Consider the following 17,267-nt stretch of genomic DNA (forward strand, 5'->3'; position numbering starts at 1 on the left):
GTTAAAGTGCAGAAAGTCAGCTCAGTCTAGAAAGCGCTTACAGAATGTCCGAAATTAGATTTTAAGCGAAGATAAGGGAGTGAACGTCATGTTTACAAAAAAATGGATATCCCGCTTGATGCTAGTTTTGCTTGTATCCGTTAGTGTGCTTGGGGGGATGGCACCCCAAGTCAGCGCTGCCCAGCCGCAGGCAGACGTAATTCTCAGCTCTCCTCCTGTTTACAGCGGGGTCGTCAAGGCTTGGCCTGGCGATGCGGACAAAGATCCGGTACACGCAGCGACGATCGTGAACGGCAATGCGTGCTGGACGTCATCGCAAAATCCGTTAAACCCCTACATCTATGTGGATGTCGCGAGTTCTGCAAAACCTGCGGGCGCGACTTACGCCATTGTAGCTGTGGACTACTTCGATGCGGCAGCCACCACCATGGCCATCGAGTACGATGGACAGAGCAGCGCATTCCAGGCCACGCCATGGATGCCGATGAGCGGAAGTCAGACATGGCAGACTCAGCTTTTTGAACTGAATAATATTAAGTTCGCCAACGGCACGAACGGTGCGGATTTCCGTCTGCGTGTTCACAGCCTGGGCGGTTCCATTCCAGAAATCTGTTTCTCTCGCATCCGGGTCACTTTTGCTACGACGCCGACGCTCTCCTTGATGAACCCGAGCCTGCTCTTCACAACCGATTCCGCATCGCTGGACTTCGGCACGGTGGGTGATGCCGTTTCCTATGCGATTTCCGATCATCAAGGCGTAAGCCTTCGTACGGGTTCTATCCCTGTAGGTACTAACGGACATGGTACGCTATCCGTGGCGGACCTCGGCCCCGGATTTTATAACCTTACTTTCTCAAGTATGATTGATGATCAGTTGGTCACGCGCACGACAACGTTTGGCATCGTGACCCCGACGCCGGCAGGCGCATTGAGTCCCGATTCCTTCTTTGGAATCGATACCCATTTCAATCACTACAAAGGCTATGAGGATGGGCTGATGAATGCTTTGGCGACCATCGGCTACGGCCATGTGCGCAGCGATATTAACTGGTCCTTGATTGAAAAGCAGCCAGGCGTTTACGACTGGGCCGGGTATGGATTCGAAGCGAAGTCTCAGCAGGCTCTTGCTCTCGGAATGACGCCGCAGGGGGTCCTTGCCTACAACAATGCGAATTATGACAATGGGAAAACGCCGAGCTCTGTAGCTGGCCTGGCCGCGTTCGGTCAGTTTGGGAAAGCTGCCGCCGAGCACTATAAGGGCAAAGTCAGCGATTTTAACATCTATAACGAGTTCAATGGCACGGGCTTCAACAACGGCGCATGCGGGATTACCGCAGCCTGCTATGTGCAGATGCTTCAGGCCATGTATGGGCCTATTCACGAAGGAAACCCGGATGCGAACGTCATGGGCCCAATTGCAACCACATTTGATGAAAACTGGTATAATGCCTTTTTCGCTGCAGGCGGTATGAACTACATTGATACGTTCGCGACGAATGTCTACGGCTACGCGCTGGAAGGGGCTAACACCCCGCCCGAGCACACCCTGTTGGTATCGAAGCTTCCTGCGTTGGTGCAGCAGGTGAAGCAGGCGGCTGGAAATCGGCACGTCCCCTTTTGGATTACGGAGAACGGTTGGCCGACGTATGCAGCCGCCTCCACAGAGTCCCAACAAGCGGACAATCTGGTACGTGCCCAGGTGTTGGCCATGGCAGGCGGAGTGGACGTCTTCAACTGGTACTCGGCGATGGATGACGGTACGGATCCCACGAATAGAGAGCATCACTTTGGTTTGTTCAAACCGCCGGTTACCGGTGTGGCAGGTGTAATTCCGAAGCCGGGAGCTGTCACCAACGCCGTTCTTATTCGAGCGGTGACAGGGAAAAATCTTGGGGCTCGCGAAGATCTTGGTTCGGCTACCGCCTATTCCTATCCCTATACGGGGGGAGGTGCTACAACTCGAGTGATGTGGTCCACGGGTTCGGAGACGGTTGCTTTGCAAACTGCACAGCCGCTTACGATCACGGATGAGTATGGCGTTGAGGAGACGATCAATCCGACATCCGGCACGGTCACTCTGACGCTGGACAATAGTCCCATCTACGTAACAGGGACCGTAGACAGTATGGGCGTAACGCAGTCTGCGATCACCATGAAAGTCGCCGATCAGTCGATCCAGGGAGATATGATCCCGATTACGGTAACTGCCGATCGATCCAATCACAAGGTGGATCTTCCCAATGAGGTAACGATCGTTGCGGACGGGGTGCTTCCCGTGACACTTCGCACTTCCCCGGGCAAGGTAACGAGCGCTACCATCAGCGTTCCTGCAACTGCGCTCCTCGGACCGCGGACGGTGGCGGTAGACGTGACGAAAGTGAAACCTGGGAACGAGGGTAATGCCAAGCACAAGCCGAGTCTTGTTGCCGGCTTGAAGGCAAAGACAACTGTTGTCAAGCCATTCGAGATCAGCGTTCAGCCGACGATCACATCGGATGCGACGTCGCGAAGCTATTTTCTCGACGTGTCGTTGAAGAATAATCGAACCAGCGTGTTTACGCCGAACCAAATAACTTATCAAGTAGGGCCGGTATCTGGGACTGTATCGGATATGGTGTATCGTGTCCCTGGCAGCGGGACCACGATGATGCGCGTCCCGCTCTCTAATATCCCGTTATTCGACGCACTCAATTATAACGTGTCTGTCGCCGGCGCTGGCGGTTCGGACGTGGTATCTGGCTCCATTTCCTACGCGCCGATCGAGCCTGCGAGCCACCAAACCTTGCCTGCCATCGACATGGCTGCGCAAGGCACCTGGGCATCCTTGTTAGGGACGCGCAGCAGTAACAGCGATCTGAGCGGGCCGCTGCATCTGAACTACACGAGCGACGCGCTTATCATTGACGCTGTCATCACAGATGACAAACATTATGGTGCCCGCACACCAAGTACCATGTGGCAGACCGATTCCATCCAGTTCAGCACCTATGACCGCGTTCCGGGACAGCCGGGCGGTCAACGCGTTGAAATCGGGGCAGCGCTTCTCAACAGCGGACCAGCGGTCTACACTTTCGCAGCGCCGGCTGGCCAGCAGGCAGGACCAACGCAAGGAGCCCAAGCTCAAATAACTCGAAATGGCACGACTACACATTATGTCATTTCTGTTCCGTGGGCTTCGCTTGGGTTTAGCGAGCCGCCGACGGGGACGATTGGCATGTCGTTCCTAGTTAATGACGATGATCGGGGCTCAACGGGCGATTCTCGCGACGGTTTCCTGCAGTGGGGCTCGGGAGTCGGAACGACGCCGAAGGACCCTTCGTTGTTCCGGGCCGCTCAGCTCGTGCAGTAAAGGATGGGGATGACGGCAGCACCACATCGCTAACGGTTGCCCTGGCGCCTATTTGACGCCAAACGCGACTTTTCCAAGGCTAACGGTTGCAGCAGCGCCTATTTGCTATAAAACCAGCGAAATTCGGCCGATTTGGCCGAAATAGCCGCTGTGGCAACCGTTACAATTTGAAATGACGTAATTTAGGCAAAGTAAGCTCTGTGGCAACCGTTACGCATGTTCCCCAACGGCTTCCGTTCGTATACAACAATTCAGAAGCTCGCTGCCCGCGCCCCCTTGCCTTAAACCTTTATCGCGGGGAAAAATTTGCCTTGTTCGCTTAGTTGCGGTTCTATATCGGTTTCCGAGGCTCTACTATACCTTTTTCCCAACCTTCCTCGTCTCACCCAATGGAGCATCGTTCTTGATTTGAAGGCGCCGGCGATTGAGTCGGATTCGAATTGAGTTCTGCTTATGAATTTGATAGGGTTAAGTTAGTTGGAGTGAAAGTTAAAAGGAGACTGGAGAAACGATGATACGTTTTGGTGTGATAGGTACGAATTGGATTACGGAAGCGTTTATCCAAGCGGCGCAGGAGACTGGGGAATTTAAGCTGACTGCTGTGTATTCGCGTACGGAAGAGAAGGCTGCGGAATTCGCGGGCAAGTTTGACATTCCGCATCGGTTTACAGATCTGGCGGCGTTTGCGGGCAGCGATGCGTTTGATGCGGTGTATATTGCAAGCCCGAACTCGCTGCATGCGGAGTATGCGGTGCTGTGCATGACGCACGGCAAGCACGTGCTGTGCGAGAAGCCGGCGGCGTCCAACACGGCAGAGTTGACTGCAATGATCGAAGCTGCGCGGGCGAACAAGGTTGTGTTCATGGAGGCACTCAAGTCGACGTTGATGCCGAATTTTCAAGCGGTGCAGGAGCATCTGCACAAGTTAGGACCGATCCGCCGTTACTCGGCGGGCTACTGCCAGTACTCCTCGCGGTACGATGCGTACAAGCAGGGGACAGTGCTCAATGCGTTTAATCCGATTTTTTCGAACGGATCGATGATGGATTTGGGCGTATACTGCATTTACCCATGCGTAGTTCTGTTCGGGGCTCCGTCAAAAGTACAAGCCGCCGGTGTCCTGCTGGAGTCCGGCGTGGACGGCGAAGGCAGCCTACTGCTGAGCTACGAGTCGATGGATGCGGTGATCCAGCACTCCAAAATCTCGAGCTCGTACCAGCCAGCCGAAATCCAAGGCGAACATGCGACGATGATCATCGATCGCATTAACGAGCCGGGCCGCGTGGAGATCCGCTACCGCGATGGCTCCGTGGAGGACCTGACACGGCCGCAAGGCGAGCGCACGATGCGCTACGAGGCCGCGGAGTTCATCCGCCTGATCCAGGCGGGTGAGCTGGAGTCGGCGACGAACTCCCACGCGGCATCGCTCGCGGCGATGGCGATTATGGACGAAGCCCGGCGGCAGATCGGGCTGGTGTTCCCGGCGGACCGGAGATAGGCTGGGGCGCTCGGCTCTGCTGGGGTTGCACGTGTCGCCCGCCGGAATGTTTCGGAGCGAAGCGGGGACCGTTGAACGGTGCGTGCGCAATGGCGATAGGTAAGAGGGTCTGTCCCTGCTTAACTCGCCGAAATCCAGCGAAACGGTGAGGCTAGAGGGGGCTAGCCCCTCTTAGCGGCTTGGAATTTGGCCGAAAAAGGGTTTCCGGCTGAAGGTAAGAGGGTCTGTCCCTGCTTAATTCGCTGAAATCCGGCGAAACGGTGAGGCTAGAGGGGGTTAGCCCCTCTTAGCAGTTCGGTATTAGCCGTTAGCGCTAAATAAGAGGGGCAAACCACACCTAGTTGGCCGGAATCGAGCCGTGGCGTGCAAATAGAAGTGGTGAACCGCTTTTATTTACCAAGAAGCGATAGAAATAGAGCTAGTTTGACGGGATAAGCGCGGTTTACCGCGCTTATTTTTGTTGGATTGAACGCTTCCGAGGAAATAGAGGTGGTAGACCGCTCTTATGAGACGTGGAGTTGGCGGAGTGCGAGAAAAGTGGTGGTCGAAAGCGCCTGTTGGCGAGGGCTCACCGTCCCGTGAATGAATCCGCCCCAAACCGCCGATAACAGAGATAGAAAGGAAATGGCGAGCGAATCGCGAATTCTTTTTACAAATCGTGGTGAGGAGGAAATAGGGTGGAACATCATATGGGGATGGCAACACCGGAAGGGAAACGTATGCTGGAGCAGGTGCAGCGGATTTGCAAGGATTTGCCTGAGGTGACGGAGCTGATTGACGGCCATGGGCACAACACGTTTAAAGTGAGGGACAAGTCGTTCATTATCATGAGCGACCATGGCATCACGTTCAAATCGGATCTGGAGAATCAGGAGCTGCTCGTCCAGACGGGACGTTTTTTCATTCCAAAATATATCGGACACCGCGGCTGGGTATCGATCCGCAACCCGCAGGATTGGGAGGAGATGAAGGTTCTCTTCCATGAGGCGTACGTCAGAGCCGCGCCGAAGACGATTGCGAAGCGGTTTATTGAAGAGCATCGTATCCGTTAATTCGGAAGGTTAGGTAGAGCCTTCTCTCAGTTTCAGGAGCGGGGCAAGCGGCTCTCGGACGCTTTTTAACAGCCTCGTTCTCAGGCATAGCCACGATGGCCAAAACGAAGCTTTCCCGGGATTTTCTGCGAGACGCCACCGATACGTTATTGTCATGCAGGGGAGAGAATGAAGACGGCGGGCGCAGCGCTTTATCTCCCGTATTTCCCTAGCATCCTCGCCAAATAACGCCGAAAATCGTCGATGTAAGCTTTCGGTTCTACAATTTCCAGGTTTGTCCCGAAGCTTGCAAGAAATTGGAATCCCGCAGGATCCTGGGGGACATGGATCGTAGCGAGTGCATAGGCAGGGCTGTGGTTTTCAATGCTTTCCCGACCGTATCTTTCGATGAAGTGATCTTTAATAGAAGGCGCGATCAGCGCCTTGATCGTGGCGAGCTCTGGCTGATGCATGGTGCCGCGCGCTCCTTCTGACGGTTGTTCTCTGGGGGAGAAGGTTTGTTCCTTCATCGTCAGATTGTCGATCCGGGACAATTTAAACGTCCGAAAGCCCATGCGATCCAGACAGAACCCTTTCAGATACCAACTCATTTCGCTGAAATGAAGGAGATAGGGTTCGGCGATTCGATGCGTGGCGGCCCCGTTTTTATCCAGATAATCGAAGGAAACGCATTTTTTCATGGTGATGGCGTCTTGACATGTTTTCAACGTATGGTCGATTTCCGACCGCCCCTTCCAGTCATAAAAGGATAGCCGAATTGAACCGGTCAGCGACATCGGGCCTACCATGGCTTCCATTTTTTTGATCGTTCTTTCAACCTCTTCGCTGATGAAGATTTGTTCCAATCCATTCAGCGCCGTTAAAATATTTTCCGAATCCGAGCTGCTTAAAAGTCGTTTATCCACCTTATATTCATTCAAAATCCCGTAGCCGCCATGAACGCCATTCACGGCATAGATCGGGATGTTAGCCAAGCTCAGCGCCTCCATATCACGCAGAATCGTTCTTTTGGAAACGTTAAATAATTGCGCGAATTCATTGGAGGCGACCACGTCTTTTTTCAGTAATATCATGATGATCGAAATCAATCTCTCGATTTTATCCATTGTAGTTCCCTGTCCTCCCTAAACTTTCTGCGAAAGGTGACACTTAGATGTCGCCTTTTATGTATTATACTGCAAGTATCACATGAGGGAGGTAGGATTTATGCCAGCGATTGCTTATTTAAACTTTGATGGTATTGCAGAGCAAGTCATTGATTTTTATTCGGAGGCTTTAGACGCCAATGAAGTGAAGAAAGTGAGATTTGCGGACATCCCGCAGGATCCAAACTATCCATTACCGGACAATGAGTTAAGGATGATCATGGAGTCCGCTATCGAATTCGCAGGCGGCAAAATCATGATGTCGGATATGTTGCCTTCAATGAAAGCCGTAACCGGTGAGTTGGTGAACGGCAACAACGTATGGATTAGTCTTGTTTTTGCGGATAAAGCCTTAATGGGGCAATACTTTGGCAAATTGTCCGTCGGCGGCCACGTGATCATGCCTTTATCCGATACGCCGTGGTCTTCCTGCTTCGGCATGTTGATCGATAAGTTTGGGGTTGCCTGGAAGTTCAACAGTGACGCAGATTTATTTCTCGACAGGGTGATGTCCGGTAAAAAGTAGCCTTATTTCGGACGCTTTTGCATCATCGCCGCAAAGCTGGCTGCTGCCAGCGACAGCCGCTGATCCCGGCGCAGGGCAAAGCCAATGCTCCGCACCGGGAGCGGTTCCTCCAGCCGCAGCTCGAATAGTGTGCCGCGCTCTAGATCCTCTTGCACGAAAGCTTTGCTGGTCCAGGCGGCGCCGTACCCCAGTTTGGCAAATTCCCCAAGCAAGTCCACATTGCCCAGTTCAATGTCCGGCATTACCGTAAGTCCTTTGGCCGCGAACCATTGCTCGACCGCGCGCCGAGTGCTGCTGCCCGGTGACAGCAGAATAAGCGGCAGTCGCTCCAATTCCGGCACGGAAAGCACGCGTTCCGCCAACCCGCGGTACGCATCGCCTACCACAAGGACGTCCTCCGACTCATCCAGCACATAAACCTCCAATTGTGGGTCCTCCAACGGCAGATTGATCACGGCGCAGTCGATGTCGCCGTCTTTTAAGCGTTCTACGAGCTCAGGTGTCTTGCCATGGGACAAGCGAATACGAATGCCCGGATAGGCGCTGTGATAGGTGTTCAAATGCGGCAGCAGCAAATGCTTGATCAGCGAATCGCTCGCGCCAATGCGGATTTCACCTTCTTGCAGCTGCTTAAGGTTGCGGAGATGCTTCTGCCCGGAATCCAGCAAGGCAAAAGACTGCTCGACATACGCCAGCAAGGCATGCCCTTCCTCCGTCAGCTCGACGCCTTTGGACCGTCGATGGAATAACGTGACCCCCAAGGCGTCCTCCATCTGCTTGATGGCATAGCTCACGGACGGCTGGGTGATGTGCAGCTCCTGAGCGGCTTTGGTGAGATTGCGGCAGCGAGCGGTATGCAGGAAGATACGATACCATTCCAGATTGATCATATGATATAGAACACCTCTATGACAAAGTGATGAAATTACAATTTCATTTATTCCAACATTCTCATTATAATCGGAGTACATCACATTGACAAAAAAAGAGGTGCTAGTATGAGTCTACATCAACCTGATTTGGAAGCTCGTTCTCCTTGGTCGCCGAATAGCCACATTCACGAGGTGACCATCTATCCTCCACAAGGAAGCGTGGACGCCACGCTGCGCATGCCTGGCAGCAAAAGCTTGACGAACCGGGCGCTCATCATCGCCGCTTTGGCGGAAGGGCGGTCGGAGCTAAAGGGAATACTAAAAAGCGACGATGCCTACTGGTGCATTGATGCGCTTACCAAGCTGGGGATCACTGTTGAGGTCGAAGGGGATACGGCGTATGTGGAAGGCTGTGGGGGCCAGTGGCCAATCCCGACAGGTGATCTCTACGTAGGTGCAGCAGGGACGGTGGCTCGATTCTTGCCGGGAGCGCTGGCGACCGGGCAAGGAAGCTGGACGCTGCGCGGAAGCCAGCGCATGCAGGAGCGGCCGATGGCGCCGCTGCTTCGTGCTTTGGCGTCGCAAGGGGCGGGGCTCACCTACACAGACAAGGACGCGTGCCTGCCGTTCAAGCTCGACGCGCAGGGGCTGCGCGGCGGCGAAGTGACGCTGCCGGGCTCGACGTCGAGCCAATTCATCTCCGGGGTGCTGCTGGCTGCGCCTTATGCGCAAACGCCGCTGACCGTCGCCATTGACGGCGAGGTCGTGCAGCGCGACTATATCCAGTTGACGCTGGATATGATGGGAGCCTTTGGCATCGCCGTGCAAACCGCGAGCGATGGGCAGTCTTTTGCTGTTCCGCAAGGGACCTACGCGGCGCAATCGGTCGTCTTGGAGTCGGACGTCTCCACGTGCGGCTACTTCTGGGCGGCCGCGGCGCTGACGGCCGGCCGCGTGCGCATCGATGGCGTCGATGCGGCGAAGACGCGCCAGCCGGACATCGAGCTGCTGGAGGTGCTGGAGCAGATGGGTTGTACGGTGCAGCGAGGCGACGGTTTTGTCAAGGTGCACGGGACGGCGCAGCTTAAAGGCGGTTTTACCCGCAGCATGCGCAAATCGTCGGACCAGACGCTGACGGTTGCTGCGCTGGCGGTCTTCGCCGACGCGCCGGTGACGCTCACGGAAGCTGCGCATATCCGGCATCACGAATGTGATCGCATTGCGGCGATCTGCACGGAGCTGCGGAAGCTCGGCATTCGCGTGGAGGAGCATCCGGACGGTTTGACGGTGTATCCGGGAGTGCCGAGCCCGGCGCTGCTTGATTCCTACGACGATCATCGCATGGCGATGGCGTTGTCGTTGATCGGGCTGCGGGCAGGCGGCATTCGAATTTCAGATCCGGGATGCGTATCGAAAACGTGCCCGGACTATTGGGAGCGCATGAGCGCAATTGGCGCACAAATTAGCAAAGCTTAACAAGGGGGATGAAGGAGTATGGCAGGCAACACGTTTGGCGATCTATTTAAAATTACAACTTTCGGGGAGTCGCACGGTGCGGCGGTCGGCGTGATCGTGGACGGGGTAACGCCGGGCGTCGAATTAGACGAAGCATATATTCAAAAGCAGATGGATCGTCGCAAGCCGGGGCAGTCCTCGGTGACGACGCAGAGGAAGGAATACGATACGATTCATATTTTGTCCGGTGTCTTTGAAGGGAAAACAACCGGGACTCCGCTGTTCGTCATGCTGCATAATCAGGACATGCGTCCTTCGGCGTATGACGATATTCAGCACGCTTTCCGTCCGGGTCATGCCGATTTCACGTATTTGCACAAGTACGGCATTCGCGACCATCGGGGCAGCGGCCGGGCGTCGGGTAGAGAGACGGCGGCGCGAGTGGCCGGAGGCGCTGTCGCGCGCAAACTGCTTGAACGGCGAGGCGTTCAAGTTGTCGCCTACACGAAGCAAATCGGGCCTATCGCCTGCGACACCTTTGACGAAAGTATCATTGAACAGAACGCTGTCAGAGCCTGCGATCCTGAGGCGGCCCAGGCGATGATTCGGCACATCGAAGAGCTGGCCGCTGTGGGCGACAGCAGCGGTGGCATCGTCGAATGCCGTATCCGCGGGGTGATGCCGGGTCTTGGCGAGCCTGCATTCGATAAGCTCGATGCAGAGCTTGCGAAGGCGATGCTGTCCATCGGCGCCGTCAAAGGCATCGAATTCGGCGCCGGCTTCGCGGCGGCGACGATGCAAGGCAGCGAGCATAACGACGGCATGAACCGCGACGGTTTTCTCAGCAACCACGCGGGCGGCATTCTTGGCGGCATTAGCACGGGGCAGGAAATCGTCTTTCGGATCGCGGTGAAGCCGACGTCGTCGATTTCGCTGCCGCAGCAGACGATGAACGTTCATGGCGAGGAGCAGACGATTCAGACGTTTGGCCGTCACGATCCTTGTATCTGTCCGCGCATTGTGCCGGTTGTTGAAGCGATGGCTTGTCTCGTGCTCGAGGATCATTATAAACGGCAGGCGGCGATGCTGAACGGTTAGCCTGGGGGCGAGAGAGCGGGTGCTTGCGCGTCAGCCTCCATTTTGGATACATCCCCCGGTTCTGGGAATCCTGAAATCAGAATGAAGGATTCGCGGCCCAGGAGGGAAAGAAGACGATATGAACTTGCATACCGGTATGTCCGTGTGGCGGGCGACGTGTCCGCATGTTCGGGAGTATCCGAAGCTGGAGGAGGACATTGACTGCGAGGTGCTTGTGATCGGCGCCGGCGATTCGGGGGCGCTAGTGTCGTATCGGTTGATGGAGCACGGCATTGACACGGTCCTGATCGACAAAAGGGCGGTTGCCCACGGAAGTTCATTTGCGAGCACGGGGCTTTTACAATTTTCCAACGATAAATCGCTCACCGCATGCATGAATTCGTTTGGCGAGGCGCAGGGGCTGCGCTTCTATCAGCTGTGTCAGGAGGCATTGAACGAGCTCGAGGCATTTTCCTCGAAGTTGGTATACAGTCCTGAGTTTGCTCGCCGCCCGAGCCTGTATGTCGCAAGCTGCCCGGAGGACGTAGCCAAGCTGGAGGAGGAATACCGTACGCTTCGAAAATACGGTTTTCCGGTCGATTTTTGGACGGAGGATCAGATTGCTGCGAAGTACGCCTTTCGGAAACCGGGAGCGATCTATGCGCAAGGGGATGCAGAGGTTAATCCGTTTAAACTGGTGAACGGGCTCATTGAGACGAGTTATGGAAAAGGCATGCGGGTGTTCGCCCACACCGAAGTATTTCGGATGCCGGGTGAAAAAGGGCGCCTCATCTTCCGGGCCGGCCGGCATACCGTGCGGGCGCAGTATGCCGTCTATGCCACAGGCTATGAGACGCAGGAGCTGAAGCGCAATCCCAACGCGGTGCTGACAAGCGCGTTTGCGATGGCAACCAAGCCCGTCGCTTCGTTCGACGGCTGGCATGCGCGCAGCCTGATCTGGGAGACGGCGCGCCCTTATCTGTATATCCGCACGACGGCGGATAATCGAATCGTCCTGGGCGGCTTGGATGAGCCGACCACTGACCCGGAGGAGCGGGAGCGCATGCTCCCGCGCAAAACCGAGCTCCTGCTCCAAAGCGTGCAGGAGCTGTTCCCGAACATGCCGGAGCTGGAGGTCGCTTACAGCTGGACGGCCGCTTTCGGCAGCACGCACGACGGGCTGCCGATGGTGGGAGAGCAGGAAGGCTTCGACAACAGCTACTTCATGCTCGGTTACGGCGGCAACGGTACTGTGTACAGCGCGATTGCCGCGAAATTGGTAGCTGCTGCGATTGTGCACGGCGGACACTCGGACCTTGAACTGTTCCGTGTGGAGCGGCCGCGGCATGCGTCGATGTCATGATCCCGCTGTGCGCGGCAGAGCAGACGAAGAGGCTGTCCCCAGGTCATGTTATGACTCTGGGGGCAGCCTCTTTTCGTCTGTAAGCCGTTATTCGGCGCTAGGGCATATAAATCGATGCGGTGCCGCCTTTGTGAAGCGTCATTTCGGACAGATAGGCATGGCGGGGAGTGCTGCTTTTTCGTTTGCGAATGATGTCGAGCAGCTCATCGACCAGCTTCTCCTTCTCCTTTTGATCCACATAGACGGTTGTCAGTTCCGGTTTGCTTAGCTTGACCAGCTCTGTAAAACCGTAACCGGCGAGGCTAACTTGGGAGGGGACGGCCACTCCGGTGTCTTTCAGCCATTGCAGAGCGCCGAACTGAATGACCGTATTGACGCAAAATATGGCCGAATGTTCAATGCCGAGCAGCGGCAGGCGGGAAGCAAGCTCATAACCGTCCTCTTCCTTGCTGGCTTGGATCAGGCTTTTATCGATCGAGAGCCCGGCTTCCTCCAGCGCTTGATAATACCCTTTCAAATTCTCCATATGAACGGTTATGTCCAATCGCCCAGAGAAGAACGCGATCCGCTTGTGGCCAAGCTCAATCAGGTACTGAACGGCTGTATAGGCGCCTTTGCGATGATCGAGGACCATGATGTTGGCGTCTTCCCGGGTCGTGCCCCCGTAGAACAAATAAGGTTCGTTTGACGCTTGGATCATGCGGATGAGCGTATCGTCAAGATCCCCGGTAATGATCATGCCTTCCACTTCGCGTTTGTCCAAAAACCGCTGCAGCTTCTGGTGCCCAACGGCTGTAGCCGGAATATTCATAAACAACGTCGCATATTGCAGTTTGCTTGCGGCATGCTCGACCACCTTGAGGTCATGCATGTAACGAGGGTCGTCCGGAGACCGTCCATACAAAATAAAGCAGATTTTGGGGGTGGCCATTTTTTCCTGATACCCCAGCTCCTGTGCAGCCTGCAGAATCCGTTTTCTCGTCTCTTCTGAAATGGTGCTGCTCGGTGTGTTGTTCAAGACGAGGGAGACCGCCGAACGGGAGACGCCTACGTGCTCTGCGATTTCCTTCTTTGTCACCGCCATAGATGTACTTCTCTCCTTATTTTCTTCTTATCTCTATCATCGGCATACTCTCATTTTATCATAATCCCCTGTTTCGTACAGAAGCGCTCAATAGGCGCCAAAAGAGGTCAACCGGCAGCAGCCGGCTAACCTCATGCATCACGTTGGAGAGGTGTTTGATTTTATTTCTTGAAGCGCTCATAAGCGGCTGTGTAAATTTTAAGGTAATCGTCGACGCCCATTTTCTTGATGGTCGAGACATAATTTTCCCACTCGCTGAACGGCGTGGCGCCTGTGACGAACTTGGTTGTCATCTCATCGACATACTTGTTCAGATCCGTGCTCAGCGGCGTGAATTGAGCAAGTTCGTCTTGTGTGTACGTGAAGGACGGCCACACTTCTTTCGGCCAATAAGGCTCGATTTTTTTCGCTGCCTCGATGTTCTCGGGATAGCTTTCGCCGCCAAAGAACGTTTTGCTCGTCAGCATGGCCGGGTAGTAGCCGCCGGCGAAGGAGACGTACTTGTTCATCTCGTCTGCGCTCTTCTTGACCTCTGGCGTATATGCCAGCGTGCCGTCAGGATTTTCGGTGTAGCTCTTGTCCTTGATCCCCATGAAGAACATCCGGCTGCCCTCATCGGAGTAGAAGTAATCGATCCAGCGCACAGTCGCTTCCGGGTTTTTGTTTGCATTCGTAATCGCGAAAGCGCCGACGTCGATCAGCGGAGAACGGGCTCTCGAGAATACTTGGTCGCCGTGAGGACCTTTGAACGCTTGAGCGCCGATATAATCGTTTTGCTCGACGCCGAAGCCTGTTTTGGCATTCGTATAAAGGAACGAGCCGTATAAGCCTTCTTTTCCTTTTGCGTTCACTTCCGTTCCTTTCACGGTCATGATGTCCGGGATGAACAGGTCCTCTTTATAGAGCTTGTTCAAGTATTCCAACAGCTCTTTGTAACGCGGATCGGTCGGAATAAAGCGGAGTTTGTTCGTTGCCGGATCTACGTCCACGCGCGGATGCATGTTGCCGCGGTTGCCGAGACCCCAGGCGCCTTTGAGTTGGTCAAGCAAGCCGTTAAAGCCGCTGGCCGCATAAGGAATCTCGTCGTTCTTTCCGTTCTTGTTCGGATCTTGCGTCTTGACAGCTTTCAGATAGTTGTAGAACTCATCTGTGGTCGTAGGCTCTTTCATGCCGAGCGCATCGAGATATTTCTTGTTGATCCACAGCTCGGAGCCGACAAGCACGGACTTGAAGTTCCCGTCGTAGTACGTCGGAAAGGAATAAATGTTGCCGTCCGGCATCGTTAGGCCGCGTTTGACTTCCGGGTTCGCATCCAGCAGCTTTTTGAAATTTGGTGCATACTGATCAATCAGTTTATTAAGAGGAATGAAAAGTCCTTGCGCGCCGTAGTTGGCGATATCGACCGAACTGAAGCGGGCGGTATGGAAGGCATCGGGCAGATCGCCGCCGGCCAGAATGAGATTGCGCTTCTCGGTTAAGCTCTCGACGGGAGTCAGCTGAAAATCGACGTTGACGTTCGTCTTTTTGGCATATTCTTTCCAGATCTCGACGTCATTCCAGTTCGCGGGAGCGGAAGGGGCTTTACCGGCAAAAATTTTAAGATTGATCGGTTGCTGAACAATGGGGTACCCGGCGGCAGCGACTCCTTTGGCTTCAGCCGAAGTTGTACTCTCACTCGCAGACCCGGCTTCGTCTCCGCATCCGGCTGCAACGATGGCTGTCATCACGGTGGCGACGAGCACAGCCGTAAGTTTGGTGCTTTTCATACGCTTGACCTCCTATATGTACGATGAATTTGTATGTGAATAAGGGCTAACCCTTAATCGCACCGACAAGCATGCCTTTCACGAAATACTTTTGCAGGAACGGATAGAGCATAAAGATAGGCAGGTTGGCGACAATGATCGCCGCATACTTGATTGTTTCTTTTTGCAAAATGTTCTTGACGGTAAAGCTGGACTGCTGCATTTCGCTCATGTCCTCCTGCACGAGAATTTCCCGAAGGAAGAGCTGGAGCGGGAATTTATGCCGATCGCTCAAGTAAATGAGGGCGTTAAAATAGGAGTTCCAGTGCCCTACGCTGTAGAACAGCACCATGACGGCGAGAATCGGCATCGACAGGGGGATGACAATTCGCACTAGCAGTTGCCGATTGGAACAGCCGTCGATTGCAGCGGATTCCTGCACTTCAATCGGAATGCTGGATTGAAAGAAGGTGCGCATAATGATGATGTTCCAGACCGACACTGCCCCCGGAATCACAAGCGCCCACATCGTGTTGATCATATGTAGTTTCTTGATTAGCAGATAAGTTGGAATGAGGCCCCCGCTGAAAAACATGGTGAAGACGATAAACGTCGTAATGATGCCTCTTCCTGCGAAATCCTTGCGGGATAACGGGTAGGCGGCAAGGACGGTCATCACCAGATTGATGGATGTGCCGACCAAGGTGTAGATGATGGTATTGCCGTAGCCCGCCAGAATGTCGCGGTTATGAAAAATTTTGTTATATCCGTCCCAGGTGAACTCGATCGGATAGAGCCACATCCGGCCTGTTACGACATGCTCCGGATTGCTGACGGATGCGCTCAGGACGAAGATGAGCGGATAGAGTACGGTCAAGGTGATAAGGGTCAGCATGACGGCGAAGGAGATGCCGACCATCCGGTCTCCGAAAGACTGTTTAAGCATAGATGTATCCTCCTACCACAGACTCGTATCATTTAGCTTGCGTGCCGTAAAATTCACGACGACCAGAAGAATGAAGTTGACAACGGAGTTGAACAGACCGATCGCGGCGGATAAGCTGTACTGTGCGCCGATGATCCCGCTGCGATAGACATAGGTAGCAATAACGTCGGATGCTTCCAGGTTGAGATCGTTCTGCATGAGATAAATTTTCTCGAATCCCACGCTCATGACATGTCCCATGTTGAGAATAAGCAGCACCACAATGGTTGGCATAATGGCCGGGATGTTGATGTGATAAATTCGTTTCAGCCGGCTGGCGCCATCCATAATGGCCGCCTCGTGAAGCTGAGGGTCGACGCCGGCGAGCGCCGCCAAATAAATGATCGAGCCCCAGCCCATCGATTGCCAGGCGCCGGAGAAGACGTACACGGTCTTAAACCACGCGGGATCCGTCATGAAGGCGATCGGTTTGCCGCCGAGCCAGACGATGAGGTGGTTGATGACGCCCTTTTGGGTGGAGAGCAGCATAATGATCATCCCTACGACAACGACCGTAGATAAGAAATGCGGCGCATAGGTGATCGTCTGGACCATTCTCCTGAACCATTTGCTGCGGATTTCGTTGATCATCAGCGCCAGCAGGAGCGGAGCGGGAAAGCCGACGAGCATTGTGTACAGGCTTGTTTCGATCGTGTTGCGGATAAGCCGATCGAAGTAGTAGCTGTGGAAAAACCGCACGAAGTGGTCGAGCCCAATCCAGGGGCTTCCCCAAATGCCCTTCACGGCTACGAAGTTTTTGAAAGCAATCTGGACGCCGTACATCGGAAAATATTCGAATAGAAGAAAATAGAGGATAACGGGTGAGATCAGCAGATAAAGATCCCAATTTTTGCGGATGGAGCGCAGCAGTGGTGAAGGTCTGCTTCTTACGGATGAGCTTGCTTGCGGTACAGAGGGATTGTGCAAGTGATTTCGTCCTTTCGTCATGTAGTTCGAAATTCCATAACGCGTTACTTAAAATGGGCGATAAACCGCTTTCCTAGATCCATTCTTGCAGAAAAATAGCTGTTTGACAAGGGGGTGGACCAAAGGTTTACGAAAAATATAAATTCGTTATTTTCTGTATAACGCTTGATTAATCAGTGATTTTGCGGT

Annotated in this window: 13 protein-coding genes; 7 read left to right on the plus strand and 6 right to left on the minus strand. The window is 54.2% G+C overall.

Annotated elements, in window-relative coordinates:
• Nucleotides 1-88: 88 nt before the first annotated feature.
• The 3 genes from ABE504_RS21295 (at nucleotide 89) to ABE504_RS21305 (ending at nucleotide 5,899) form a co-directional block, all read left to right on the plus strand.
• Entirely contained in the window at nucleotides 89-3,349 is a 3,261-nt protein-coding gene (locus ABE504_RS21295) for a hypothetical protein (RefSeq protein WP_430092402.1), read from the plus strand.
• A gap of 511 nt (nucleotides 3,350-3,860) precedes the next feature.
• Nucleotides 3,861-4,847, plus strand: coding sequence for a Gfo/Idh/MocA family protein (locus tag ABE504_RS21300; protein ID WP_430092403.1), 987 nt, complete (start codon nucleotides 3,861-3,863; stop codon nucleotides 4,845-4,847).
• A gap of 677 nt (nucleotides 4,848-5,524) precedes the next feature.
• Nucleotides 5,525-5,899, plus strand: coding sequence for an MmcQ/YjbR family DNA-binding protein (locus ABE504_RS21305; protein WP_430092405.1), 375 nt, complete (start codon nucleotides 5,525-5,527; stop codon nucleotides 5,897-5,899).
• A gap of 191 nt (nucleotides 5,900-6,090) precedes the next feature.
• Here ABE504_RS21305 and ABE504_RS21310 read toward each other — a convergent pair whose 3' ends face one another.
• Nucleotides 6,091-7,005: a helix-turn-helix transcriptional regulator gene (locus tag ABE504_RS21310; protein WP_430092407.1), complete on the minus strand. Its 915-nt coding sequence runs from the start codon at nucleotides 7,003-7,005 to the stop codon at nucleotides 6,091-6,093.
• 100 nt (nucleotides 7,006-7,105) lie between these two features.
• Between ABE504_RS21310 and ABE504_RS21315 the strand changes: the two genes are divergently transcribed.
• A complete protein-coding gene (locus ABE504_RS21315) occupies nucleotides 7,106-7,570 on the plus strand; it encodes a VOC family protein (RefSeq protein WP_430092409.1) in 465 nt (154 codons plus the stop codon).
• 2 nt (nucleotides 7,571-7,572) lie between these two features.
• On the opposite strand, the gene ABE504_RS21320 is transcribed toward ABE504_RS21315, so the two are convergent.
• Nucleotides 7,573-8,460 carry a LysR family transcriptional regulator gene (locus ABE504_RS21320; protein WP_430092411.1) on the minus strand — a complete coding sequence of 296 codons (888 nt, stop codon included), beginning with the start codon at nucleotides 8,458-8,460 and terminating at the stop codon, nucleotides 7,573-7,575.
• Between the two features lie 108 nt (nucleotides 8,461-8,568).
• Here ABE504_RS21320 and aroA point away from each other — a divergent pair, with 108 nt between their 5' ends.
• The 3 genes from aroA to ABE504_RS21335 all read left to right on the plus strand — a co-directional run bounded on the left by aroA (nucleotide 8,569) and on the right by ABE504_RS21335 (nucleotide 12,337).
• Nucleotides 8,569-9,918 (plus strand): 3-phosphoshikimate 1-carboxyvinyltransferase, encoded by a 1,350-nt coding sequence (aroA, locus tag ABE504_RS21325; protein WP_430092413.1) that lies wholly within the window; start codon nucleotides 8,569-8,571, stop codon nucleotides 9,916-9,918.
• An 18-nt stretch (nucleotides 9,919-9,936) separates the two neighbouring features.
• Entirely contained in the window at nucleotides 9,937-10,995 is a 1,059-nt protein-coding gene (gene aroC, locus ABE504_RS21330; RefSeq protein ID WP_430092415.1) for a chorismate synthase, read from the plus strand.
• 118 nt (nucleotides 10,996-11,113) lie between these two features.
• Nucleotides 11,114-12,337 (plus strand): NAD(P)/FAD-dependent oxidoreductase, encoded by a 1,224-nt coding sequence (locus ABE504_RS21335; protein ID WP_430092417.1) that lies wholly within the window; start codon nucleotides 11,114-11,116, stop codon nucleotides 12,335-12,337.
• Between the two features lie 97 nt (nucleotides 12,338-12,434).
• Here ABE504_RS21335 and ABE504_RS21340 read toward each other — a convergent pair whose 3' ends face one another.
• From ABE504_RS21340 to ABE504_RS21355, 4 genes are all read right to left on the minus strand, one after another.
• Nucleotides 12,435-13,421, minus strand: a complete 987-nt coding sequence (locus ABE504_RS21340; protein WP_430092419.1) for a LacI family DNA-binding transcriptional regulator — start codon at nucleotides 13,419-13,421, stop codon at nucleotides 12,435-12,437.
• Nucleotides 13,422-13,582: 161 nt separating this feature from the next.
• Nucleotides 13,583-15,187, minus strand: coding sequence for an extracellular solute-binding protein (locus ABE504_RS21345; protein WP_430092421.1), 1,605 nt, complete (start codon nucleotides 15,185-15,187; stop codon nucleotides 13,583-13,585).
• Between the two features lie 46 nt (nucleotides 15,188-15,233).
• The gene (locus ABE504_RS21350) at nucleotides 15,234-16,112 is read right to left on the minus strand and encodes a carbohydrate ABC transporter permease (RefSeq protein WP_430092423.1); all 879 of its coding nucleotides are present in this window, start codon (nucleotides 16,110-16,112) and stop codon (nucleotides 15,234-15,236) included.
• 12 nt (nucleotides 16,113-16,124) lie between these two features.
• Entirely contained in the window at nucleotides 16,125-17,099 is a 975-nt protein-coding gene (locus ABE504_RS21355) for an ABC transporter permease (RefSeq protein ID WP_430092425.1), read from the minus strand.
• Nucleotides 17,100-17,267 lie beyond the last annotated feature (168 nt).

The sequence above is a fragment of the Paenibacillus oryzisoli genome, assembly GCF_050467285.1.
Lineage (GTDB): Bacteria > Bacillota > Bacilli > Paenibacillales > NBRC-103111 > Paenibacillus_E > Paenibacillus_E oryzisoli_A.

What these genes read in the sequence shown, in the direction of transcription:
- ABE504_RS21295 (WP_430092402.1), top strand. Translation starts at nt 89, where the DNA reads ATGTTTACAAAAAAATGGATATCCCGCTTGATGCTAGTTTTGCTTGTA.
- aroA (WP_430092413.1), top strand. Translation starts at nt 8,569, where the DNA reads ATGAGTCTACATCAACCTGATTTGGAAGCTCGTTCTCCTTGGTCGCCG.
- ABE504_RS21345 (WP_430092421.1), bottom strand. Translation starts at nt 15,187, where the DNA reads ATGAAAAGCACCAAACTTACGGCTGTGCTCGTCGCCACCGTGATGACA.
- ABE504_RS21355 (WP_430092425.1), bottom strand. Translation starts at nt 17,099, where the DNA reads ATGACGAAAGGACGAAATCACTTGCACAATCCCTCTGTACCGCAAGCA.
- aroC (WP_430092415.1), top strand. Translation starts at nt 9,937, where the DNA reads ATGGCAGGCAACACGTTTGGCGATCTATTTAAAATTACAACTTTCGGG.
- ABE504_RS21310 (WP_430092407.1), bottom strand. Translation starts at nt 7,005, where the DNA reads ATGGATAAAATCGAGAGATTGATTTCGATCATCATGATATTACTGAAA.
- ABE504_RS21340 (WP_430092419.1), bottom strand. Translation starts at nt 13,421, where the DNA reads ATGGCGGTGACAAAGAAGGAAATCGCAGAGCACGTAGGCGTCTCCCGT.
- ABE504_RS21320 (WP_430092411.1), bottom strand. Translation starts at nt 8,460, where the DNA reads ATGATCAATCTGGAATGGTATCGTATCTTCCTGCATACCGCTCGCTGC.
- ABE504_RS21300 (WP_430092403.1), top strand. Translation starts at nt 3,861, where the DNA reads ATGATACGTTTTGGTGTGATAGGTACGAATTGGATTACGGAAGCGTTT.
- ABE504_RS21350 (WP_430092423.1), bottom strand. Translation starts at nt 16,112, where the DNA reads ATGCTTAAACAGTCTTTCGGAGACCGGATGGTCGGCATCTCCTTCGCC.
- ABE504_RS21335 (WP_430092417.1), top strand. Translation starts at nt 11,114, where the DNA reads ATGAACTTGCATACCGGTATGTCCGTGTGGCGGGCGACGTGTCCGCAT.
- ABE504_RS21315 (WP_430092409.1), top strand. Translation starts at nt 7,106, where the DNA reads ATGCCAGCGATTGCTTATTTAAACTTTGATGGTATTGCAGAGCAAGTC.